Here is a 22,647-nt window from a genome sequence, read left to right as displayed (position 1 = left end):
GCGCGGCGCTGCACCGCGCGTGGGCGGCTGTGACTAGAACGGCGGGGTCAGGCATGCGCGATTTCTTCAGGCCGGGACGTGGACCGACACTCGCGGGCGAGGCCGCCATCGCCACGTCCCATCCGCTCGCGACCGCGGCCGGGCTCGATATCCTCGCCTCCGGCGGCAATGCGGTCGATGCCGCCATCGCGGCGGTTGCCGTGCAATGCGTGGTCGAGCCGCACATGACCGGCATCGGCGGCGACTGCTTCGTGCTCTATGCCCCGGCCGGCGGCGAGGTCCTCGCCCTCAACGGCAGCGGCCGCGCCTCGGCGGCGGCGAGCGTGGGACGCCTCAAGGACCTCGGTGTCTCCGCCATCGAGCGCACGAGCCCCCATGCTGTCACCGTGCCCGGCGCCATCGCCGCCTGGACGAAGCTGCACCGCGACCACGGCCGCCTGCCGATGGAGCGGGTCTTCGCCCGCGCCATCGCCTATGCCGATAACGGTTATCCGGTCACCGCGCGCGTCGCCCTCGACTGGGCGGAGGAGGTGCCGCTTCTGGCGCGCGATGCCGGCGCCAAGGCCGTCTACCTGCCCGGCGGACGCGCGCCGACCGAGGGCGAGCGGCACGCCCAGCCGCTGCTCGGCCAGCGCCTCCGCGAGATCGCCCGCGACGGCGCGCCGGCCTTCTATCTCGGCCGCACGGCCGAGAGCCTGGTGCGCTTCCTCAACGGCCTCGGCGGCCTGCACACGCTCGAGGATTTCGCCGATGCGGTCGACGGCGCCGATTACGTGACGCCGATCGCCACCAGCTATCACGGCTATGACGTCTACGAATGCCCGCCCAACGGCCAGGGCCTCGCCGCGCTCATGATGCTCAACGTGCTCGCCGGCTTCGACCTGTCGGAGAAGCTGCCGCTCGCCGAGCGCGTGCACCTCCATGCCGAGGCGACCAAGCTCGCCTACCATCACCGCGATGCGCTCATCGCCGATCCCGCGCATCTGCCCTATCCGGTCGAGCAACTGCTCTCGGACGAGGTGGCGCAGGCGCTGCGCGGTCGCATCGACATGGGGCAGGCCGGCGCGCCGGCGCTCTGGCACGAGCCGGAGCACCGGGACACGATCTATCTCTGCGCGGTGGACCGCGACGGCAACGCCATCTCCTTCATCAATTCGATCTTCCACGCCTTCGGCTCGACGCGGCTCGACCCGGAGACGGGTATCGTGCTGCACAGCCGCGGCGCGTCCTTCAACCTCGTCGAGGGCCATCCCAATGCCATCGGCCCGCGCAAGCGGCCCATGCACACCATCATTCCCGGCCTCATGCGCCGCGGCGGGCGCACCGTCGCGCCCTTCGGCGTGATGGGCGGGCACTATCAGGCAGCCGGCCACGCGGCCTTCCTCTCCGGCGTGCTCGACCGCGGCCTCGACGTGCAGGCGGCGCTCGATGCGCCGCGCAGCTTCGCCTTCAACGGCGTGCTGGAGGTGGAGCCGACCCTCGGCGAGAGCGTCATTGCCGCGCTCGCCGCCAGGGGCCACACGATCAAGCCGCGCACCTCGCCCTTGGGCGGCGGGCAGGCCATCTGGATCGACCATGCCCGCGGCGTGCTGCACGCCGGCTCCGACCAGCGCAAGGACGGCTGCGCCCTCGGCTTCTGAGCTTGCGGGCGCTGCGCGGCGCGCCCTATAAGGTGTGCGCGAGGCAGAGGCGGCACATATGACGACCCTGACGCGCGCCGAACTTGCGCGCACCATCGACCATACGATCCTGCGGGCGGATGCGACGCGCGCCGATGTGGCCGCGGTCTGCCGCGAGGCGCGCGAGCACGGCTTCTTCTCCGTCTGCGTCAATCCGGTCCATGTGCCGGATGTCGCCGCGGCGCTCGCCGGCAGCGACGTCGCCACCTGCGCCGTCGTCGGCTTCCCGCTCGGGGCGACGCCCTCCCTGCTCAAGGCGGCCGAGGCGCGCTGGGTCGTCGCTGCGGGCGCGCGCGAGGTCGACATGGTCATCGACGTCGGCGCCCTGAAGGAGGGGCGGGAGGGCGACGTCAGCGCCGATATCGCCGCCGTCCGCGAGGCGTGCGGCCCCGCGCTGCTCAAGGTCATCATCGAGACCTGCCTCCTCTCCGACGCTGAGAAGGAGGTGGCCTGCCGCCTCGCGGTCGCCGCCGGCGCCGATTTCGTCAAGACCTCGACCGGCTTCGGCAAGGCCGGCGCGACAGTGGAAGATGTCGCGCTCATGCGCCGGATCGTCGGGCCGGACATCGGCGTCAAGGCCTCGGGCGGCGTCCGCACGCGCGAGGACGCCCTGCGCATGCTCGCCGCCGGCGCCTCGCGCATCGGCGCGAGCGCCAGCGTCGCCATCCTGACCGGCTGACGCCATCACACGCCATATCCATCCAGGGACAGAAGAACGGCATGGCTCATCAGACTTTGACCGACATCGCGGCTGACCTTGCGTCGGGCCGGACGGATTCCGTGCGCCTCGTCGAGGAGGCGCTCGACAAGGCCCGCGCGGCCCCCGCCGTCTTCATCACCCTCATGGCCGACGAGGCGCTGGCCGAGGCCCGCGCCGCCGCCGCGCGCCGGCGCAACGGCCAGGCGCTCGGCCCGCTCGACGGCATCCCGATCGCCTGGAAGGACCTCTTCGACATCGCCGGCACGCGGACGACCGCGGGCTCGCGTACGCGCGACGATGCGCCGCCCGCGCGCGAGGACGCGCCGGTGGTCGCGGCATCGCGGCGCGTGGGCCTCATCCCGCTCGGCAAGACCAATCTCAGCGAGTTTGCCTTTTCCGGCCTCGGCCCGAACCCGCATTTCGGCACGCCGACGCCGGACTTCCCGGGGGTGGCCCCCCGCGTGCCCGGCGGCTCGTCCTCCGGCTCGGCGGTCGCCGTTCAGCGCGGCATCGTTCCCGTCGGCATCGGCACGGACACGGCCGGCTCGGTGCGCGTGCCGGCGGCCCTCAACGGCCTCGTCGGCTTCAAGGCCTCGGGCGAGCGCTATGACATGGCCGGCGTCTTCCCGCTGGCGAAGAGCCTCGACAGCCTCGGCCCGATCGCACGCACCGTCGCCGATTGCGCGACCATCGACGCCGTCATGCGGGGCGCCGGGCGGCCCGTCGAAGCCGCCTCCGCCGCACCGGAGATTGTCGTCGATCCGGCCGTGCTGGAGGAAGACGGGCTCGAGGATGCCGTACGCGCCAATTTCGAGGCCGTGCTCGCCCGCCTCGAAGCGTCTGGCGCCCGCGTGCGCCGCGTGCCGGTGGCCGCCTGGCGCGAGGCACGGGGCGCTATCGCCGAGATCGGCTGGCTCGGCGCGGTGGAGGCGCGCGCCTGGCATCTGGAGGCCATCAGCGGCCCGAAGCGCGACCTCATCGATGCGCGCGTCGTGAAGCGGCTCGACGGCGCGGCGGCGATCACGGCAGAGGCCGCCGAGCGCCTGCGTGGCCTCCGGGCCACGCTCACGCGCTCCATCGCCGATGAGCTTGACGGCGCGCTGTTCGCGCTCCCGACGGTCAAGCATGTGGCGCCGGAGCTTGCGCTGCTCGAAGCGGATCCCGAGCTGTTCGCCCGCATCAATCTCGCCACGCTCACGCTGACCATGGCCGGCAGCTTCCTCGACATGCCGGGCCTCGCCATGCCCTCTGGCACGGATGCCGAGGGCCTGCCGACTTCGGCCCTGTTCTCGCGCCCCTCCGGCGACGACGACGCCATCCTCGCGGCGGGCCTCTGGATCGAGCGCAGCCTGGGCGGACGCTAGAGGGGCGGATCCAATCAGGTTGGATCATCGACCTGATCGGATCCTTCCCCGCTGGAAGAAAGCCTTGCGACCTGTCGGCTTGAAAGCGCATTGAGCGGCAGGGCTTCGGCCGCGACTGGTCCCCTGTCCGATATCGTCGGGGACGAGCGCCAATCCCCGATTGCAGGAACGCCGAAGCTGGGCTAGGTTGCGCCCGCTTCGGCTCAGCACCCGTAGCTCAGCTGGATAGAGCGCTGCCCTCCGAAGGCAGAGGTCACACGTTCGAATCGTGTCGGGTGCGCCACTTTTGTTGGACGGCACATGAGCTTGGACTCCGTCAAAGATTGTCGGACTCCACTGCCGTCAACCGATGTGCCTTCTAGTTCAGCGGTGCCGGCGGAGGTCGCGCGCGGGATTCTCCACGTGTAGGTGTTGTAGGTCTTTGGGGCCGACAGGGACTGTCCGATTCTGGGGATCGCCAAGCAGCAGGCTGCCGTTCTGCGTCCGACCCCATTCACGCCGTTGCCAAGCCTCCGGCGCCTCCTCCGAAGCGGTCATTCTGACGGCCTGGACCGGAGATCACCTCCCTTGCCGGCTTTGGTCTGTTGTATCAGCCGCGATCGGCAGATCGGGCGATCTCTTGCCGCAATTGGTCGACCTTCGCTCCGGCCCACTGCCGGGCGTCGTCGCCGAATATGAGTCGCGAGGGTGTCTCGCCCTGCGAAGCAAGCGCCACGATCCGCGCGGCGAGCAGCTTCGGATCGCCCGGCTGGTTTCCGTTGGCCCCGTCCACGAACGCACGATACTGCGCGATCGCCTCAGCATAGTCCGGGATGTCAATGCTGCCGAAGCTCGCCGACTTCCGGTCCATGAAATCGGTGCGCAGCATCCCCGGCTCGACAAGGAGCGAGCGGACGCCTAACGGTGCCAACTCCTGCGCGAAGCCCTCCATCCATCCCTCGACCGCGAACTTCGATGCCGAGTAGACCGCGCCCCCGCTGTTGGAAACCAGCCCGCTGACAGACGAGATGGTGACGATGAGGCCCGAGCGACGCTCACGCATGTGCGGGGCAACCGCGCGCGCGACGTTCATCGTACCGAACAGGTTAACGTCGAACTGGCGCCGCACCGCGGCATCGGTGAAGGTCTCGAAGAAGCCCAGTTCGGCATAGCCGGCATTGTTGACCAGCACGTCGATCGCACCGAACCGCTCGATCGTTTCGACGGCGACCGCGTTCGCGGCTTCGGCGTCCGTGATATCAAGCGCGAGGGCGTGCAGACGATCGTGTTCGCCCTCGAAGGCATCGCGTACTGCACCAATGGACCGCGCCGTTGCCATGACCGTTTCGCCAGCATCCAGCGCCGCGCGGGTGATCTCACGTCCAAGCCCCCGGCTTGCGCCCGTCACCAGCCAAATCTTGCTCATAGCCTGCTCCTTTGCTTCTTCCGGTGTCACAGGCTATTTAGACAAGCTAATTGATAGGAATTACCGGCTAATAAATAATAGGCCCCAGTAGCAGGATTTATCAATGCGCCCGGATCAATTCGGCGACCTCGCAGTCTTTGCGGCGATTGCGTCCGACCGCAGCTTCACGCTGGCCGCAAAGCGGCTGGGCGTCACGCAGTCGGCATTGAGCCAGACCATGAAGCGACTGGAGGGCCAGCTGGGTTTTCGCCTGCTCTCCCGCACGACGCGCAGCGTCGCCCCGACCGCTGCGGGCGAGCGACTGCTCGCCACCCTGTCGCCGGCACTGGCCGGACTGGACGATGAGATCGAGGCGTTGTCCCAAGCACGCGGGGCAGCGATCGGCACCGTCCGGATCACGACGGGCAAACACGCCGCGGATACAGTGCTGTGGCCGATGCTCCCATCCTTCATACGCCGCCACCCCGGTATCGAAGTGGAGGTTTGCGTGGAGGACGGGCTGAGTGACGTCGTGGCGGACCGCTACGATGCGGGCATTCGGCTCGGCGAGCGATTGGAAAAGGACATGATCGCGCTGGCGGTCGGGCCTCCGCTTCGCGTCGCGGTGGTGGCCGCTCCCGGCTATCTGAACGGCCATCCGGCACCGATGGAGCCCGCCGACCTCACGGCGCATCGCTGTATCGCCTACCGCGACGCGCAGGGCAACCTGTCCCCCTGGTCCTTCGAGCGCAACGGCCGTGCGGTGACGGTCGCGCCAGGCCGCGGCCCGGTGTTCAATGACGCCGACCTGCTGGTTGCTGCCGCCCTCGAAGGGTTCGGCATCCTCTACATCCTGGAGGACCTGGTGGTAGCGCCGATCGCCGATGGCCGTCTCGTCCGCCTGCTGGAGCCGTGGTGTGAGCCGTTCCCCGGCTACCACCTCTACTACCCCGATCGGAAGGGTACAGCAGCCTTCGACCTGTTCAAAATCGCGCTGCGAGATAGCAGGGTTGCATAAAGGATCGACAGCGTTCGCGCCGGTTGCGCCGGGCTTCAGAGGCGTTCTTCAGCGTTGGAGCCAGTGAAGCCGCTGTCTGCACGCTGCGCTAGTATAAGTTGCTGGTTCAGTCCGAGCGGGTGTCTTTGGAGGCGTCGAGCGCTCTGTCGAATCATCAGCTTTCCGGCAAAGCCCGCTAAGCCGCCTTCGCTACGTGTTCTCTCTTTTTCACGATCATTGCGACCTCATCGATGTGATGGGTTCCCCATTCGCACAGCGGCGCAAGTACCTGGGCCAAGCTTCGCCCAAAGTCGGTCAATTCGTACTCTACGTGCGGCGGCACCTTCTGGAAATCGATGCGGCGAATAACGCCATCGTCCGTCAGTTCCTTCAGATGCTGGATCAGCATTTTTTCGCTCACATTGGTGACGAGCCTGCGGAGTTGGCCGGTGCGCTTGGAACCGCTGGCGAGATGATAAACGATAAGCGGCTTCCACTTACCGCCAAGGATGGCCAGAACCGCTTCCAAGCCACATCGGAATTTCGTCTCGGTCATTGTGATCTCCTGATTCTTATACTTACAAAATAGTCAGTACTGGAACCAAAGTCTGCCCTGTCTTAACTGGATTGGACGATGTCGACGCGCAAGGCGTTCGATGATCACCGAGCCAACGCAGCGGGCTGCAGGTTTCCAGGAGGCCTCCATGAAGTTCGGATTTATCGGGGCGGGTGTGGTTGCGCAGACGATTGCGCGCCACATACTGCCATTTGGCCACGAAGTCCTGATCAGCAACAGCCGCGGGCCCGCCACTCTCGCTATGGTCGTCCGAAATTTGGGTCGGGGTGCGTCCGCGGGGACCCCGCAACAAGCCGCCGAGCAGGACGTTGTCGTGCTGAGCGTCGAGTGGCACATGTCCCGGACGCTCTCGCATCAGTCCCGGACTGGTCCGGCCGTACCCTGATCGACGCCACAAACCGGATCAACCGCGACAATCCGAGCGATCTTGGCGACCTCTCGGGCCGCACGTCGAGCGAGATCGTTGCCGATCAGGCGGTGGGCGCCAAGGTGGTCAAGGCGTTCAACACAGTCCCCATGCAGTGGATCGATGACACATCGCCCGAAAAAGCCAGAACCGTCCTCTTCATCTCGGGGGACGATGCTGGTGCGAAGAAAGCGCTGAGCGAAGTGCTGGAACAGGTCGGCTTCGCCGCTGTCGATCTCGGGACACTCGCGATCGGTGGCAGGCAGCAGCAGGTCGGTGGTCCCTTGGCGGGTCTCAACCTCACCCTGGTCGATCGGTTCGTGCTGTGAGAGCGCTTGCTTACGAGAAGGCCCACACTCTCGGTGCCTATGGGATCGAGGAGATGGAAGTCGCCGAACCGAAGCTGCGTGATGCTGATCTGCTGGTCGACATCCGAGCGGTCGGGGTCAATCCCGGCGAGGCTTTGATCAGGAGTGTGCGCAGCGCCGGGGCAGACGGGCGCGTTATTCTGGGCTGGGAATTCGCCGGAGTAGTGCTCCAGGTCGGTTCAAAGGCAAAGGGTTTCGCCGTCGGGACTCGGCTCGACGGACTGACCGCCGAGAACATGAAGACCGCACATGAACAACTCGAGAGCAGACGTACGATCGGAAAGATCGTGATCGCCGCCTGACAGAGCCAGCTCGTCCCCAATCAATTCAGAGCTTGGCGCAACTGCGCTGCGCCACCCCCCATGAACCGAACGGAAAATCCATGACCAAAATCCTCGTCACCGGCGCTACCGGCAACATCGGCCGCATGACCCTCAACCATCTTCTGAACCGGGTGCCCGCCAATGACATTGTCGGTCTCGCGCGCGATCCGGCCAAAGCGGCAGATCTTACCGCCAAGGGAATTGAGATTCGCCAAGGCGACTACTTCGATTACGAGGGGTTGGTCCGCGCGTTTACGGGAATCGACAAGGTCATGCTCGTGTCTGCCACCGCCTTTACCGATCGCAATACCCAGCACGAGAATGTCATCAATGCGGCAAGGCAGGCCGGCGTCAGGCACATCGTCTACATGCCGGTCATCCACAAGACAGGCTCCGCCTTCAGCTTGCCGCAGGTCACCGAAGAAGATCTCTTCGTCGAAGAAAGATTGAAGACCTCTGGCCTCATTTATACGCTCGTCCGTCATCCTCCATTCCTTGAGAATGTCCCGTCCTATGTCGGTGGGAATGCTTTGGAGAAAGGTGTTCGGACGCCGGCCGGTGCGGGCAGGGCAGGATATGCCTGCCGTGACGATCTGGCAGAGGCGCATGCCGTCGTGCTGAGCGAAGACGGTCATGAGAACAAGACTTACTCGCTGTACGGCGACCCGTCTGTGTCTTTCCCTGACGTTGCGCAGATCCTGTCCGAAATCAGCGGCAGACCGGTGCCGTTCAATGCGGTCTCGGATCAGGAGTACATCGCCAACCTAATGGCAGCGGGCTTGCCCGAGCCGGCCGCCGGCTTTGTGCTGCTTTGGGTCCATGGCGTCAACGCTGGCGAGTGGGACGGTCAGACCGGGGATCTGGAAAAACTCCTTGGTCGCAAGCCGACAACGCCGGCTGAGTTCCTGCGCGCCAGCTATGCCGCCCGCCAACTCGAAACCGAAACCTAGTCCGGGAGAGAGCTATCGGATGATTGATATCGAGATTGGCGGGAGGGTCCAACCATTGTGCCTTCCCGCCGCGAAGAGCAATCACCTGTGATCCCCTGGCATCTACCTTAATTGCCCTAAAGCTGGAGACAGAAGAGGCTCAATCGAATGGCCGGATCCAAAATTTGACAATGAAGCTTCTAGCTGACTCATCTTTCCAAACGAGCAGGTTCAGTAATGACATCAAGCATCATCGACCAAGTCGCTTTGGCTCTGTTTGCCAGCGATGGAATGAAGATCGCCTCTCCCGGCACCACCATTCAGCAATCCTGGGACAGGACGCCAGAAAAACACGTCGTTTACCGGGAGCGGGCGCTGATTTTCCTCAAGGTCATGGGCGAACAGATGTCGGGCCTTGCCGATGCCGAAGTCGCAAAACTCGAGGAGCGAGAACGGCAGTGACCTGCCGCTTTCCAACCAGCTTTCTGATCCTGTTCGCCCGACGCATGCGGGTGAAGGTCGCCTGACGGACAGCCCTTCTAGCGCATGGACAGTGGCGAACAGGTCGCAAGCACGTTTCGCCGGCGTTTGGCGCTCGCCTCCAGACATGTCGCGATGTTCGATGTCGGTTTCGGCTTCCAACTCGTGCCCTGGACGCCGCCGATCGTGAAACGTCTCCCGGGCGCCGCACGAGGTGATGGTGGTGACGACTGGATCTTAGGCGGCAAGCGGGGCTCGGCGCCGAACACAGTAAACCGAGATCTGCCAGCAGGTGAGCAAACGGCAGCTCCGAGCCTTCCGCGACATTCACGGGGAGTCGGGGCGAAAGCTATAGTTATTCTTATCGCGCCGTGAGCCTTCGTCGCAGCTGGAGAATGCCTGGCGGCGGATGTTGTCATTGGCAGGAGCACATGCGCTGACGCCACTGCCACATTTGCCGACATCATCGCGGGTGGCACCGGCCTCGAACGAGATAACCCTCTGACTGCACCGAAACGGAGAAAGGAAAAGAGATGAAAGTCGTCAGATTTGAACCAGCCGATGCCGTATTCGAACGCTCGCCCGGACAGGACGCCGACATCTTTGCCTCGAACTTGGCGGATCAACGGCAAGGGGGCCCGGTTACGGTCGGGTATGGACGGTACGGCCCCGACCAAGTCTTGGAGACCACAATCGTCGTCGATGACGTAATGGTGGTCCTGGAAGGAAGGGTGTCGGTTGAAGCCGACGGTGAGACCCTGACTGCGGGTCCCGGCGAAATTATCTATATGCCGAAGGGGAACGCCGTGATCATTCGCTCCCACGCAGAAGGCGCGCTGACAGCCTATGTCACGTATCCTCACTGGTCCGAAGCGGAATAGCATATCGCGGAACAAAGACGGCGGCCTCACCCCCTCAAAGAGGGGTCCGATGCCTTGGGCCGCCCCGCGTGAACACTTCGCCGATCGGAATGCGGTCTGGCCGAAGGCGCAGCGAAGAGCGGACGAGATCGCAGAGCGTCGCCACGCCGTGCTTGGTCCGCTTGGCGATCAGGTTCGGCGCGGCGCATTGCAGTTCGCGGGTGTCCTCGATCAGCACCACGCGGTCGGAGGTCTTCGCGACCTCAGCGAGCAGCGCGTTGGTCAGCGTCGTCTTGCCGGTCGAGGTGCCGCCTGCAACGAGGATGTTGCGGCGATCGGCGACGGCTCGGCGCAGGATCTCCGCCTGCTCGACTGTCATGGTGCCGGCGGCGACATAGTCCTGCAGCGTGAAGACCGCGACGGCGGGCTTGCGGATGGCGAAGGCCGGCGCCGCCGCCACGGGCGGCAGCAGGCCCTCGAAGCGCTCTCCCGTTTCCGGCAGCTCGGCCGAGACACGCGGGTTGCCTGCATGGACCTAGGCGCCGACGTGGTGGGCGACCAAGCGCACGATGCGCTCGCCATCGGCCGCCGCTCGCCCGTGTCGGACAAGCCTTCCGAGAGCCGGTCGACCCAGAGACGACCGTCGGGGTTGAGCATCACCTCGACTACGCTGGCGTCTCCAAGGAAACCGGCGATGGCAGGGCCGAGTGCGGTCCGCAGCATGCGGGCCCCGCGAAGTATCGCCTCGGACCGGCAGAAGGTGCCCAACGTCGAACTCGGCGTGCACGAACTCCATCCAAGCACCCAGATCGCGCAATTGCTGGAAGGCCGGATCCAGATCGGCACCGAGGTCGTGTTCCGTCGGGACAGCGAACATCCCGCCGTGAGCAAATTCCTGGAGACGGTCCGCGAGGATCTGGCGTGATGCGGCGGATCAAGGACCGTGAGATGTTCTCGTAATGAGGAGGAGGCCCAAGAGCTAGAAACATCGGCCGTGCCGTTATGAGACTGCATGTCCGATCGTCGCCTTTGGATTTGCTGTGAGACCAGAGGCGTGCTTCCTCAAGCTTAAACCCGGCTTCACGTCAATCCCATCGAAGTCTCGAGAATGAGCTAGCTGGAGAGAGCGGCGACCATTCTCGGCAAAGCAATCTTTTTCCACCGCATCTGAGTTCTGGCACGAGATCCCGAGGCGATGCGCTCGCCGGCGGGACCAATCGTGGGTGCGACGCGCTGAAAACGACTGAAACAACGTCATCCAGCCAATACGTTCGCATGCTACCTCCGACCCGGCCGAAGAAGAAGCGGCCGGAACGGGGCAGGGCGATGGTGTCAACGCAGATCACGATACGAGATGTCGCGGCGCGCGCCGGATGCTCGATCGCGACCGTGAGCCGGGTCGTCACCGGCAACGGCCCCGTCAGCGAGGAAATGCGCAGGCGGGTGGTCGAAGCCGCATTGATGGTCGGCTTTCCACTTGCCCGCGCCTTTCCCGAGACTCGCCCCGTCATCAGCATTCTGGTTCCCAGCCTGACCAATCCGGTGTTCGCCGCGGCGGTCGCAGGGATCGAACGGCGCGCAAGGGCGGCCGGGATGTTCACCATACTCGGCCAGTCCAACTACGACCCCGCGCAGGAAGAAGACATCGTCACCACGCTGATCGGCGAGCGCCCTGTCGGGATGATCATGACGGTTTGCGATCCGGCCTCCAGCGTGGCGCTCCAGCGCGTCCGCAAGGCGGGGCTGCCCGTGGTGACTGTCTACAACGAAGACACACCGGAGGGCGTCGCGGCAGTCATGGTCGATAATCGCGGCGCGATGCGTCATGCGACCGAAGACCTGATTGTGCTCGGCCATCGCCGCATCCTCTTTCTCGCCGGGAAGTTCATCTCGTCTGATCGCTCGGCCCGCCGCTACGAAGGCTATCGGGATGCGATGACGGCCGCCCGGCTCACGGCGGCCCCGGCGATCGAGGTCGATTTCATCGACGCGACGAGGGACATCGACCTCACCGAGGTTCTCGTCGAGTACAAGCCAACGGCAATCATGGCCTCCAACGATCTGCTGGCGTTCACGGTGATCGCGTCCCTGCGCCGCGCGGGGCTGAGTGTTCCCGAGGACGTCTCCGTCACCGGCTTCGACGGAATCGACTTCGCACGCCTGATCTCACCCAGGCTCCACACGATCGGGCAGCCGTCCCAGGTGATGGGAGCGCTGGCCGCCTCGCTGCTGCTGGACATCGCTGCGGGGCACAAAGCCCCCCAGCGCTTGTGCCCGGACGTCGTTTCCCTTCCGGGGGAAACGATCGCCCCGCCCCGGCGGGGCGACCTCCGCCTGCCTTGAACCTCACCGAATAGAGAAAGCGACGACAATGAAGACGACTGTTCTTTCCCTTGGCCTCGGTCTGGCGGCCGCTGCCAGCATTTTCGCCTTGGCTCCTGTCCAGGCGCAGGCGCAGGCGCAGGACGCCATCTGTTACAATTGTCCGCCCGAATGGGCGAACTGGGGCGAGATGCTGAAAAACATCAAGGCCGACCTCGACATCGACATTCCGGGCGACAACAAGAATTCGGGTCAGGCAGTCGCCCAGATCATCGCCGAGAAAGCGAGCCCGGTCGCCGACATCGCCTATCTGGGCGTCAATGCGGGCATTTCGGCCGCCGCGCAGGGCCTGGTGGAGGCCTGGAAGCCGCAGCGCTTCGACGAGATCCCCGAAGGGCTCAAGGATCCCGAGGGTCGCTGGTGGGCCGTGCATCAGGGCACGCTCGGCCTCTTCGTCAATGTCGACGCCCTCGGCAACGCGCCTGTCCCGGCCTGCTGGGCTGACCTGAAGAAGCCGGAATACAACGGCCTCGTCGGCTATCTCGATCCGACCTCGGCGGCGGTCGGCTACGCGTCGGCCGTTGCCATCAACACTGCGCTGGGCGGCTCGTTCGACGATTTCACGCCCGCGATCGGCTTCCTCAAGGAACTCGCCGGAAACGGAGCGATCGTCACCAAGCAGACCTCCTATGCGCGCACCGTGTCCGGTGAGATCCCGATCCTGATGGACTACGACTTCAACGCCTATCGGGCAAAATACACCGAATCCGGCAAGTTCGAGTTCGTCCTGCCCTGCGAAGGCTCCATCACCTTTCCCTATGTCATGACGCTCGTGAAGAACGCCCCGCGTGCCGAAACCGGGAAGAAAGTGCTCGACTACCTGCTCTCGGACAAGGGCCAGTTGTTCTGGACGACGGCCTATCTGCGTCCGGTCCTCCCGGTCGAAATGCCGGCGGACATTGCGAACCGGTTCCTGCCGGCAAGCGAGTATCAGCGCGCCAAAGCCATCGACTGGGACCAGGCCCAGGCTGCGCAGGCAGCGTTCTCGGAACGTTACCTGTCGGAAGTGCGCTGACGGGCGACCCCCTCCCGGGAAGGGCTGGTCCCTTCCCGGCAGGATTTTCTCATCGATTTTCGCCGGAGGCTTCGTTGAACAGCAGGCGCTTTGATTTTTTCCTGATTCTGCCTCTCGCGATTTTCACGCTGGCCTTTCTCATTCTGCCCGTGGCTCGGCTGATCGCTGAGGCCGGCAGCGGGCCGCAAGGTCTCGCCGGGTTCTTGGTCATCCTGACCGAGGCCCGCTTTCGCAACAGCCTGATCGTGACCCTTCTGCTTGCAATCGTCACAACCGTCGCGACGCTGGCAGTGGCAACGATCGCCGCCCAGACGCTTGCCAACAGGCGATTCACCGGCCGTGGGTTGCTCCTGTCAATGCTGACATTCCCGCTGGCCTTTCCAGGCGTGGTGGTCGGCTTCATGATCATTCTGTTTGGCGGCCGCCTCGGACTTGTAGGCAGCGTCACCAAAAGCCTGGTCGGCACGAACGTGGTCTTCGCCTATTCGCTGTTCGGGTTGTTCCTCGGCTACCTCTACTTCTCTGTGCCGCGTGTTCTATTGACCATCCTCGCGGCGGCAGAGAAGCTCGATCCCTCGCTGGTCGAGGCCGCCCGCTCGCTGGGCGCCAGCCCCTTCGCCATACAGCGCGACGTCGTGCTGCCGGCGCTGTTCCCGGCCATGTACACCGGCGGGGCGCTGTGCTTCGCCACGGCAATGGGCGCCTTCGGCACCGCTTTCACGCTTGCCACCAACATCGACGTGGTGCCGCTGCTGATCTACACCGAGTTCACGCTCGCCACCAATGCCAGCATGGCCGCCGCGATCTCCATCGCGCTCGGCCTGATCACCTGGGCCGCGCTGGCCATTGCCCGCAACCGCGCCATGCGCGACGTGAAGGGGGGCTGAGATGCGCCGCCAGTGGACCTCGACCGCCGGCATCGTCATCACGGCCTTGCTCTCCCTGTTCCTCGTCGTTCCCGTGCTGCTTTCCGTCTATGCGGGCCTGGCCGTCAACTATGCCCGCGGGCCCTCCGCCGGATTTACCCTCGACTGGGTAGGCCAGGTCTGGGGGCTCTATGCCGATACCGTTTGGCGCAGCCTTGTCGTCGCGCTGCTGACGCTGGTGGTGACGCTGCTGATTGGCGTTCCCGGCGCCTACGCGCTGGTGCGCAAGGGCGGCCGTTTCGCGCGTGCCGTCGAAGAGATCGTGACGCTTCCGGTCGCCGTGCCCGGCCTTGCGCTCGCGCTGGCGCTTATCCTGAGCTACGGCGGCGCGGGCGCCTTCCGGCAATCGACGCTGTTCGTCGTGGTCGGCCACGTCCTCTTCACCCTGCCTTTTATGATGCGCTCGGTCATCGCCGTGCTCGAGACGATAGACTGGCGCACGCTCGACGAAGGCGCGGCAAGTCTCGGTGCTCCGGCCTGGCGACGCTTCATCGACGTGATCCTGCCGAACGTGCGGCCGGGCATCGTCGCGGGGGCGCTGACGGTCGTGACGCTCTCCATCGGCGAATTCAATCTCACCTGGATGATGCACACGCCGATGACCAAAACCCTGCCTGTGGGCCTGGCCGATGCCTATGCCTCGATGCGGCTCGAGATAGCCTCGGCCTACACCATCGTCTTCCTGGTCATGGTCATCCCGCTGCTGATCGGCGTCCAGCTGGTCGCCGACTTCACCGAAAAACGGACCGCATCATGAACACTCACGCCCCTATGGTGACCACTCGAAGCGGCGCGTCCATTGCGACGCGTCGGCTCAGCAAGAGTTTCAACGGAACGACGGTTCTGCACCCTACCGACCTGGAAATCCCCGCCGGCCAGATCCTGGTCCTGCTGGGTCCGTCCGGCTGCGGCAAGACCACGCTCCTGCGCCTGATCGCCGGACTGGAACAGCCCGACGGACCGGACATGATCCGCTTCGACGGTGAGGATGTCAGCGGCGTGCCGATCGAGAAGCGCAACGTCGGCATGGTCTTCCAATCTTATGCGCTGTTTCCGAATATGACCGTCGCCGAGAACGTCGGCTACGGTCTGAAGGTGCGCAAAGTGGAGCGTGCGCAGCGCGAGGCCGAGACCCGTCGCCTCTTGGCTCTGGTTGGCCTGGAGGAATACGCCGATCGCCGCATCTCGGCGGTCTCCGGCGGCCAGCGCCAGCGCACTGCGCTGGCTCGGGCCCTGGCGATCAAACCCCGTGTCTTGCTCCTCGATGAGCCGCTGGCCGCGCTCGATGCGGTGCTGCGCGAGCGGTTGCGCGTTGAGATCGGTCTTCTGCTGCGCGAGTTCGGGATTACTGCCGTTTATGTCACCCACGATCAGGCAGAGGCCATGGCGATCGGTGACCGCATCGCCGTCATGGAGAAAGGCCGCATCGCGCAGATCGACGTGCCGAAGGAGATCTACCATCGGCCGGCAAATGATTTCGTTGCCGACTTCGTCGGAACGATGAACCGGATCGCCGGGCGCGTGGAAAATGGGCTGCTCAACATCCACGGCGGCGAAACCATGGCGAGGCTGAATGTCGGCGGCCCGGATCGTGCGACCACGCTCTGCTTCCGGCCAGAGGCCGCGCGGCTGGCTTCCGCAAACGGAGCCATCAGCGCCCGTGTTGCCGCGACGACCTTCTTCGGCGCGACGCAACGGCTGGTCGCCGAGGTTTCGTCCGAATGCCGGCTGCAGCTCGATTTGCCGTCGAATGTTTCCGTCACACCGGGCCAGATCCTCGCTTTCGAGATCGACCCTGCTGCCATTATCGAATTCCAAACCGAGGCCTGAATGCTTATCGCCCAGATCTCTGACCTGCACATCCGGCCCAAGGGTCAGCTCGCCTATGGTGTTTCCGAAACCAACCTCTTTGCCGAGCACGCCATCCACGCCTTGCTTCGGCTGGACCCAAAGCCGGATTGCCTCCTGGTCACCGGCGACCTCACCGACTGTGGGTTGGACGAAGAATACGCCATCGTCGCGGAACTCCTGGGCCGCATGCCATGCCCGGTCTATGCGGTGCCGGGCAATCACGACCGGCGCGAGTCCTTCCGGCGGGCTTTCGCGCAAGGAGGCTATCTCCCCGTAAGCGGCCCCCTGAATTTTGCTGTCTGGTGCGGCCCGATCCACGTCATCGGCCTCGACAGTCTGGTTGCCGGATCGAGCCACGGCGCCCTTCGATCCGAAACGATCAGGTTCCTCGAAGAGACCCTGGCTGGATCTCCCGATGCACCCACCCTCATCATGCTGCATCATCCGCCTTTTGACACCGGCATTGCGCATATGGACGCGGCACGGCTGCTGGAAGGGTCTGAGCAGCTGGAAAGGATTGTTGCCGCCAACCGCCAGGTGCGGCGTATCCTGTGCGGGCACGTCCATCGCTCCGTCCAGCACATCTTCGGCGGCACGCTGTGCCAGATCGCGCCTTCGGTCGGGCATCAGGTGGCCCTGGATCTGCGGCCGGAGGGTCCGTCCTGTTTCGTGCTGGAGACCCCGGAGTTCCTCCTGCATCGCTTCGCACAGGGTGACGTTGTCACCCACACGGCGAATGTGAACAGGGCACCTGGCCCATTTCCGTTCATTCTGCCTGCCGATTACCCAGGACAAAGCCGGGAACGGTCGGCGTTTGCGTTGAGCTCGGACGCGTAGCGAATAGCGTCCGGTTCTACTTCATGAACAATGACCCGGATGGCACGCGGCGTTGAGGTGATCGCCTCGGCAACCTCTGTGATCGGGCTTGACGCTTCGATCCAGAACATCGTCCCTGTGGCTGCGCGGAATGTTCTCAGCATCGCTGATGAGGAATCGGGTCTACCCAACCTTGCGAAGAGCTGATCATGCAGATGCTTTAGGTCAGCTATTTGTGGGATCGTGATTCGATCTCCTTCTACGGTGACCGTGAATCACAGCTCAAGCGGAATTAATAAGTCCTGAGACCAGTCAAATGAGATCTCGAATATGTTCTTACTCATAGCACGTCGGCGGGATTTGCCGTGGTCGGTGCTATCATCGACGAATACCTCGGCTTCTCCGCCGGTCTCGGGCATCTCATCGCCCAGGCGGAGGGGAATTTTCGACACAGTCGAGGTTTTCGGCGGAATTCTCGTCCTCGCCGTCTTCGTGCTCCTGATCGACAGCATCCTCGACATGGTCGAGAAGCGCTTGATCAAGCGGCCAAACGTGGCGGAAAAGCCGGCGTGACGGGGAGGGGCCGCGCCAACGAACGCGCCACCCCACATGGGCGCTAGGCCGAATCCAGATTCAGCGCAGGACAGTCGTAACCCATGGCGAAGGGGCGGAAGTGCTTGAGCTTGTTGAAGCAGCGGATGCGGTTGCGCTGCGTGTGATGGTCTCGTCGTGCGGGATCGGGAGCTTGCGGGAGCGGGTCGAGGGGATTACAGCCTGAGCCTCCATCTCGGCGATTGTCCAGCGGACGTCCGGCGGACGTCCTCGTCGACGTCATGCAGCGCGGTTTCGGCAAGCCTGGACAGAAAGCGATCAACACGCTCTTGCGCGATCAAAAAATATCGCTACGAATCCGAGCGTGAAAATTTCTGATCATCCGCCGGTCGCGCCGGCAAGGTGAACGACCTGCGATGGCCACGGCTTTCGACGAACCCTCCATAGCGCAGCGCATTTCCCGCGCCGTTCTGTCGCCGTCGCATCGCCAGATCGCCAATTACGTCCTCGACCATCCGCTGCGCGTCGCGGCCATGCCCATCGATGAACTGGCGTCGATCGTCGGCGTGTCGGTCGCCACCGCCAACCGCTTCGCCCGCGCTCTCGGCTTCGACGGCTATGCGCAGTTCCGCACCGCGCTGGTGCTCGGCTTCGAGACGGCGCTGGCGCCGGTGGAGAAGCTGCGCGGAAAGCCGGAGCAGCCGGCGAGCGCCGCCGACATCCTGGCCGCGACCCTTGCAGAGACGGCGCACAACATCGACCGGACGCGGCAGGGCCTGGATACGGAGGCCTGCACGCGCGCCGTCGCCGCCATTCTCGGCGCCCGGCGCGTCTTCATCCTCGGCCTTGGCAGCAGCGTCTGGCTCGCCGGCCTTCTCCTGCGCAAGCTCGAACTCTTCTGCGACCGGGTGCAACTGCTCGCCAGCATGGAGGGTTCTTCGCACGCGGCCCGCATTCTCCACCGGGCAAAGCCCGGCGATCTCGTCATCACCATCGCCTTCCCGCGCTATCTGTCGGACACCTTGCTGCTGACGCGGCGCGCCCGGGAGGCGGGCGCCGACGTGCTGGCCCTCACCGAGAGCCCCAGCTCGCCGCTCGCCTCGCTCGCCACGGTCGCGCTTTTCGCCCATGGCGACAGCCAGTTCTTCGCCAATTGCGAGGCGAGCTCACTGGCTCTGATCGAGGCCTTGAGCAGCGCCGTCGCCCACGCCTCCGGCCGATCCGTGGAGGCGGCGGCCGAACTGGCAGAGGCCGTGCTGCCCTGGCTGCACGGCAACCATGCGGGGGCGCTGAGGCCATCAAGCGCGTGGGACAGGCAGGCGCCGTCTCCTCCCACGCCCCGGCGGGGCCAGAAGCCACGCCAGGGCCGCTGACCGTGCGCGACCACCCCCTTGCCATCTTCGCCAGCCCGGCCTTCGCCGGCCACCCAACTTCGTGAGCGAGCTCACCTTGCCATGACGTCCTCCGCGACCCTGATCGCTCCCGCGCCGGCCCCGACGCTTCACCTTTCGGACGACCGGGTCCTCGCCGTCGATGGCCTGTCGGTGAGCTTCTCGACCTCCGAGCGGACGGTCTCGGCCGTGCGCGATGTCTCCTTCCACGTCGACCGCGGCGAGACGCTCGCCATCGTCGGCGAGTCCGGCTCGGGCAAGTCGGTGACCTCGCTCGCCATGATGCGCCTCGTCGAGCACGGCGGCGGGCGCATCGATGCCGGGCGCATGCTCTTCCGCCGCCGCTCCGGCGCGGTGCTCGACCTCGCGACGGCCGGGCCGAGGACGATGCGCGCCATCCGCGGCGCCGACATCGCCATGATCTTCCAGGAGCCGATGACCTCGCTCAACCCGGTCTTCACCGCCGGGGAGCAGATCGCTGAATCGATCCGCGTGCACCAGGGCAAGGGCATGGCGGAGGCCCGCGCCGAGGCGCTGCGCATGCTCGACCTCGTGCGCATCCCGGAAGCGCGCAGCGTGCTCGACCGCTACCCGCACCAGCTCTCGGGCGGCATGCGCCAGCGCGTCATGATCGCCATGGCGCTGTCCTGCAAGCCTTCCCTCCTCATTGCCGACGAGCCGACCACGGCCCTCGACGTCACCATCCAGGCGCAGATTCTGCAGCTCATCCGTGCGCTGCAGGACGAGATGCAGATGGGCGTCGTGTTCATCACCCATGACATGGGCGTGGTCGCCGAGGTCGCCGACCGCGTGCTCGTCATGTGCCGTGGCGAGAAGGTGGAGGAGGGCGCCTCCGCCGGGCTGTTCGCCACACCGCAGCACTCCTATACGCGCGCGCTCCTCTCCGCCGTGCCGAGGCTCGGCGCCATGGCCGGCACCGACCTGCCGCGCGAGTTCGCGCTTTTGCGCATGGATGGCGAGGCGCCGGTCAAGGAGGCGGCCCCGCAGGCGACGGTGAAGCCGGATGCGGCGCCGATCCTGCGCGTCAAGGATCTCGTCACCCGCTTCGACATCCGCGGCGGACTCTTCAACCGCGTCACGCGCCGCGTGCACGCGGTGGAGAAGGCGAGCTTCGATCTCTATCCCGGCGAGACCCTGTCGCTCGTCGGCGAGTCGGGCTGCGGCAAGTCCACCACCGGCCGTTCGCTGCTGCGCCTGGTCGAGAGCCAGAGCGGCGCCATCGAGTTCGACGGCCGCAACATCCGCGAACTGCCGCCGAGCGCCTTCCGCGACTTGCGGCGCAACATCCAGTTCATCTTCCAGGATCCCTTCGCCTCGCTCGATCCGCGGCTCACCGTTGGCTATTCCATCATGGAGCCGCTCCTGGTGCACGGCGTCGCGAAAGGGGAGGCGGCGCGCCAGCGCGTGCACTGGCTGCTCGAGCGGGTCGGCCTCACGCCGGCCCATGCCCAGCGCTATCCGCACGAGTTCTCCGGCGGCCAGCGCCAGCGCATCGCCATCGCCCGCGCGCTCGCGCTCAACCCCAAGGTGGTCATCGCCGACGAGTCGGTCTCGGCCCTCGACGTGTCGATCCAGGCGCAGATCGTCAACCTGCTGCTCGAACTGCAGCGCGAGCTCGGCATGGCCTATCTGTTCATCTCGCACGACATGGCCGTCGTCGAGCGCGTCAGCCACCGCGTGGCGGTGATGTATCTCGGCCAGATCGTCGAGATCGGCCCGCGCCGCGCCATCTTCGAGAACCCGCAACATCCCTATACGCGCAAGCTGATGGCCGCGGTCCCCGTCGCCGATCCGGCGCGCCGGCACCTGCGCCGCGAGCTGGTGACGGACGAATTGCCGAGCCCTGTGCGCGCGTTGGGCGACGAGCCGACGGTCGAGCCCCTTGTCGAGGTCGGCCCCGGCCATTTCGTCGCCCGTCACCCGATCGGCGCCTTCGGCCGATGACTGCCCCTCTTGATCGCTTCACTGCAACGGGAGCCGTTCCAATGAAAAGTTCACTTCCACGAGGTTTGACAATCGCTTCCGGCCTTCTGGCCCTCATGCTCGGCACCGCGCCGGCGCTCGCCGCCAAGGATGTCGTGCTCGCCATCGGCGGTCAGCCGGAGACGCTCGACCCCTACAACACCAACACGACGCTGACGACCGCCGTCACCAAGTCGTTCTACCAGGGCCTGTTCGAGTTCGATAAGGACCTCAAGGTGCGGCCGGTGCTGGCCGAGAGCTACACCGTCTCGGATGACGGTCTCGTCTACACCTTCAAGCTGCGCGAGGGCGTCAAGTTCCACGACGGCACCGACTTCAACGCCGAAGCCGTCAAGGTGTCGTTCGAGCGGGTGCTCAATCCCGAAAACAAGCTCGCCCGCTACAACCAGTTCAACCGCATCGACAAGGTCGAGGTCGTCTCGCCCTACGTCGTCAAGATCACGCTGAAGGACGCCTTCGGGCCCTTCATCAACTCGCTGGCCCACGCTTCGGCCGCGATCATCTCGCCGGCGGCCCTTGCCAAATACGGCAACAAGGACATCGCCTTTAACCCTGTCGGCACGGGTCCCTTCGTCTTCGAGGACTGGAAGCAGACCGACTACGTCAAGGTGAAGAAGTTCGACGGCTATTGGAAGAAGGACTTCCCCAAGGTCGATTCCATCACCTGGAAGCCGGTGCTGGAGAACAATACCCGCGCCGCCATGCTGCAGACGGGCGAGGCCGACTTTGCCTTCCCGCTGCCCTATGAGCAGACGGCGGCCCTGCAGGCGAGCGACAAGCTCAACGTGACGATCAGCCCGTCGATCATCGAGCGCTACGTCAGCTTCAACACGCTGCAGAAGCCCTTCGACGACATCCGCGTGCGCCAGGCGATCAACTACGCCATCAACAAGGAAGCGCTCGCCAAGGTCGCCTTCAACGGCTTCGCCTCGCCGGCCGAAGGCATCGTGCCGGAGGGCGTGCTCTACGCCCACAAGATGCAGCCCTGGCCCTATGACCCGGCCAAGGCGCGCGAGCTGCTCAAGGAAGCCGGCTATCCGAACGGTTTCGAGTCGATCCTCTGGAGCGCCTACACCACCACGACGGCGCAGAAGGCCATCCAGTTCCTGCAGCAGCAGCTGGCGCAGGTCGGCATCAAGGTGCAGATCCAGGCGCTCGAGCCTGGCCAGCGCACCGAGTGGGTGCAGTCCGCGCCCGATCCGAAGACGGCCAAGGTGCGCATGTACTACGCCGGCTGGTCGTCCTCGACGGGTGAGGCCGACTGGGCGCTGAGGCCGCTGCTGTCGACCGAGGCCTGGCCGCCGAAGCTCAACAACACCGCCTACTACAGCAACGAGGAAGTGGACGCCTATATCGCCAAGGCCCTGCGCTCGGTGAAGGACGAGGAGAAGGCGGAGCTCTACAAGAAGGCGCAGGAGCAGATCTTCAAGGACGCGCCGTGGGCGCCGCTGGTGACGGAGAAGAACCTCTACGCCACCTCCAAGCGTCTCTCCGGCGTCTACGTCATGCCCGACGGCAACATCGAGGCGAGCGAGATCGCCGTTTCGGAGTAAAGGGTAGCCCCCTCCCCGCGCAAGTCGGGTTTACCCGACTTGCGCAAGAATAATTCGGATCTCGGGCAAGCCCGAGATCCGTTGCGGCGA

Annotated in this window: 22 protein-coding genes, 1 tRNA gene and 2 pseudogenes; 22 read left to right on the top strand and 3 right to left on the bottom strand. The window is 65.2% G+C overall.

All coding sequences use genetic code 11. The annotated features are described in order from the left end of the window. Positions 1 to 53 precede the first annotated feature (53 nt). The 4 genes from GGR16_RS22480 to GGR16_RS22465 all read left to right on the top strand — a co-directional run bounded on the left by GGR16_RS22480 (position 54) and on the right by GGR16_RS22465 (position 4,026). Positions 54 to 1,640, top strand: coding sequence for a gamma-glutamyltransferase family protein (locus GGR16_RS22480; RefSeq protein ID WP_183318285.1), 1,587 nt, complete (start codon positions 54 to 56; stop codon positions 1,638 to 1,640). 58 nt (positions 1,641 to 1,698) lie between these two features. Next, complete coding sequence (deoC, locus tag GGR16_RS22475; RefSeq protein ID WP_183318283.1) at positions 1,699 to 2,358, top strand: deoxyribose-phosphate aldolase; 660 nt, start codon at positions 1,699 to 1,701, stop codon at positions 2,356 to 2,358. A 41-nt stretch (positions 2,359 to 2,399) separates the two neighbouring features. Continuing rightward, the gene (locus tag GGR16_RS22470; RefSeq protein ID WP_183318281.1) at positions 2,400 to 3,743 is read left to right on the top strand and encodes an amidase family protein; all 1,344 of its coding nucleotides are present in this window, start codon (positions 2,400 to 2,402) and stop codon (positions 3,741 to 3,743) included. A gap of 206 nt (positions 3,744 to 3,949) precedes the next feature. Further along, positions 3,950 to 4,026: transfer RNA gene (locus GGR16_RS22465), tRNA-Arg, on the top strand. Between the two features lie 306 nt (positions 4,027 to 4,332). On the opposite strand, the gene GGR16_RS22460 is transcribed toward GGR16_RS22465, so the two are convergent. After that, entirely contained in the window at positions 4,333 to 5,148 is an 816-nt protein-coding gene (locus tag GGR16_RS22460; protein ID WP_019400634.1) for an SDR family NAD(P)-dependent oxidoreductase, read from the bottom strand. Positions 5,149 to 5,251: 103 nt separating this feature from the next. Here GGR16_RS22460 and GGR16_RS22455 point away from each other — a divergent pair, with 103 nt between their 5' ends. Continuing rightward, the gene (locus GGR16_RS22455) at positions 5,252 to 6,145 is read left to right on the top strand and encodes a LysR family transcriptional regulator (protein ID WP_019400633.1); all 894 of its coding nucleotides are present in this window, start codon (positions 5,252 to 5,254) and stop codon (positions 6,143 to 6,145) included. A gap of 175 nt (positions 6,146 to 6,320) precedes the next feature. Here GGR16_RS22455 and GGR16_RS22450 read toward each other — a convergent pair whose 3' ends face one another. Next, positions 6,321 to 6,680 (bottom strand): winged helix-turn-helix transcriptional regulator, encoded by a 360-nt coding sequence (locus GGR16_RS22450; RefSeq protein WP_019400632.1) that lies wholly within the window; start codon positions 6,678 to 6,680, stop codon positions 6,321 to 6,323. Between the two features lie 100 nt (positions 6,681 to 6,780). Between GGR16_RS22450 and GGR16_RS26605 the strand changes: the two genes are divergently transcribed. The 6 genes from GGR16_RS26605 to GGR16_RS22425 all read left to right on the top strand — a co-directional run bounded on the left by GGR16_RS26605 (position 6,781) and on the right by GGR16_RS22425 (position 10,088). Then, on the top strand, positions 6,781 to 7,086 hold the full coding sequence (locus GGR16_RS26605) for an NAD(P)-binding domain-containing protein (protein ID WP_425486596.1): 306 nt from the start codon (positions 6,781 to 6,783) through the stop codon (positions 7,084 to 7,086). Continuing rightward, positions 7,029 to 7,436: an NADPH-dependent F420 reductase gene (locus GGR16_RS22445; RefSeq protein ID WP_210289675.1), complete on the top strand. Its 408-nt coding sequence runs from the start codon at positions 7,029 to 7,031 to the stop codon at positions 7,434 to 7,436. The genes GGR16_RS26605 and GGR16_RS22445 overlap by 58 nt, the downstream gene beginning before the upstream one ends. Before the next feature lie 53 nt (positions 7,437 to 7,489). Beyond that, positions 7,490 to 7,777, top strand: coding sequence for an alcohol dehydrogenase catalytic domain-containing protein (locus GGR16_RS22440; protein ID WP_197286559.1), 288 nt, complete (start codon positions 7,490 to 7,492; stop codon positions 7,775 to 7,777). Between the two features lie 80 nt (positions 7,778 to 7,857). After that, positions 7,858 to 8,748: an SDR family oxidoreductase gene (locus tag GGR16_RS22435; RefSeq protein WP_183318279.1), complete on the top strand. Its 891-nt coding sequence runs from the start codon at positions 7,858 to 7,860 to the stop codon at positions 8,746 to 8,748. Positions 8,749 to 8,964: 216 nt separating this feature from the next. Then, positions 8,965 to 9,189 carry a hypothetical protein gene (locus GGR16_RS22430; RefSeq protein ID WP_183318277.1) on the top strand — a complete coding sequence of 75 codons (225 nt, stop codon included), beginning with the start codon at positions 8,965 to 8,967 and terminating at the stop codon, positions 9,187 to 9,189. A 551-nt stretch (positions 9,190 to 9,740) separates the two neighbouring features. Beyond that, positions 9,741 to 10,088: a cupin domain-containing protein gene (locus tag GGR16_RS22425; protein ID WP_019404215.1), complete on the top strand. Its 348-nt coding sequence runs from the start codon at positions 9,741 to 9,743 to the stop codon at positions 10,086 to 10,088. A 73-nt stretch (positions 10,089 to 10,161) separates the two neighbouring features. Here the strand turns inward: GGR16_RS22425 and GGR16_RS22420 are convergent. Further along, positions 10,162 to 10,790 (bottom strand): annotated as a pseudogene (locus tag GGR16_RS22420) (ATPase, T2SS/T4P/T4SS family); the annotation flags it as partial. 37 nt (positions 10,791 to 10,827) lie between these two features. Between GGR16_RS22420 and GGR16_RS22415 the strand changes: the two are divergent. The 11 genes and pseudogenes from GGR16_RS22415 to gsiB all read left to right on the top strand — a co-directional run bounded on the left by GGR16_RS22415 (position 10,828) and on the right by gsiB (position 22,557). Continuing rightward, positions 10,828 to 10,992, top strand: a complete 165-nt coding sequence (locus GGR16_RS22415; RefSeq protein ID WP_156332733.1) for a hypothetical protein — start codon at positions 10,828 to 10,830, stop codon at positions 10,990 to 10,992. 401 nt (positions 10,993 to 11,393) lie between these two features. Continuing rightward, positions 11,394 to 12,410: a LacI family DNA-binding transcriptional regulator gene (locus tag GGR16_RS22410; protein ID WP_183318275.1), complete on the top strand. Its 1,017-nt coding sequence runs from the start codon at positions 11,394 to 11,396 to the stop codon at positions 12,408 to 12,410. A gap of 28 nt (positions 12,411 to 12,438) precedes the next feature. Continuing rightward, a complete protein-coding gene (locus tag GGR16_RS22405; RefSeq protein WP_183318273.1) occupies positions 12,439 to 13,464 on the top strand; it encodes an ABC transporter substrate-binding protein in 1,026 nt (341 codons plus the stop codon). A gap of 74 nt (positions 13,465 to 13,538) precedes the next feature. Further along, complete coding sequence (locus GGR16_RS22400; protein ID WP_183318272.1) at positions 13,539 to 14,351, top strand: ABC transporter permease; 813 nt, start codon at positions 13,539 to 13,541, stop codon at positions 14,349 to 14,351. Between the two features lies 1 nt (position 14,352). Continuing rightward, complete coding sequence (locus tag GGR16_RS22395) at positions 14,353 to 15,147, top strand: ABC transporter permease (RefSeq protein ID WP_183318270.1); 795 nt, start codon at positions 14,353 to 14,355, stop codon at positions 15,145 to 15,147. After that, a complete protein-coding gene (locus GGR16_RS22390; RefSeq protein WP_425486595.1) occupies positions 15,144 to 16,220 on the top strand; it encodes an ABC transporter ATP-binding protein in 1,077 nt (358 codons plus the stop codon). Before GGR16_RS22395 ends, GGR16_RS22390 begins: the two co-directional genes overlap by 4 nt. Then, positions 16,221 to 17,078: a phosphodiesterase gene (locus GGR16_RS22385; RefSeq protein WP_183318268.1), complete on the top strand. Its 858-nt coding sequence runs from the start codon at positions 16,221 to 16,223 to the stop codon at positions 17,076 to 17,078. Positions 17,079 to 17,404: 326 nt separating this feature from the next. After that, a pseudogene (locus GGR16_RS26315) lies at positions 17,405 to 17,630 on the top strand (ABC transporter permease); the annotation flags it as partial. Between the two features lie 395 nt (positions 17,631 to 18,025). Beyond that, positions 18,026 to 18,982: a MurR/RpiR family transcriptional regulator gene (locus GGR16_RS22380; protein ID WP_019404205.1), complete on the top strand. Its 957-nt coding sequence runs from the start codon at positions 18,026 to 18,028 to the stop codon at positions 18,980 to 18,982. A gap of 81 nt (positions 18,983 to 19,063) precedes the next feature. Then, positions 19,064 to 20,965 (top strand): dipeptide ABC transporter ATP-binding protein, encoded by a 1,902-nt coding sequence (locus GGR16_RS22375; protein ID WP_183318266.1) that lies wholly within the window; start codon positions 19,064 to 19,066, stop codon positions 20,963 to 20,965. Positions 20,966 to 21,030: 65 nt separating this feature from the next. Continuing rightward, positions 21,031 to 22,557, top strand: a complete 1,527-nt coding sequence (gene gsiB, locus GGR16_RS22370) for a glutathione ABC transporter substrate-binding protein GsiB (protein ID WP_246373252.1) — start codon at positions 21,031 to 21,033, stop codon at positions 22,555 to 22,557. The last annotated feature ends 90 nt before the right edge of the window (positions 22,558 to 22,647 follow it).

Source organism: Chelatococcus caeni (genome assembly GCF_014196925.1).
Taxonomy (GTDB): Bacteria; Pseudomonadota; Alphaproteobacteria; order Rhizobiales; family Beijerinckiaceae; genus Chelatococcus_A; species Chelatococcus_A caeni.
The sequence above is the reverse complement of the archived record's forward strand: the minus strand, read 5'-3'. Positions and strand labels throughout refer to the sequence as shown.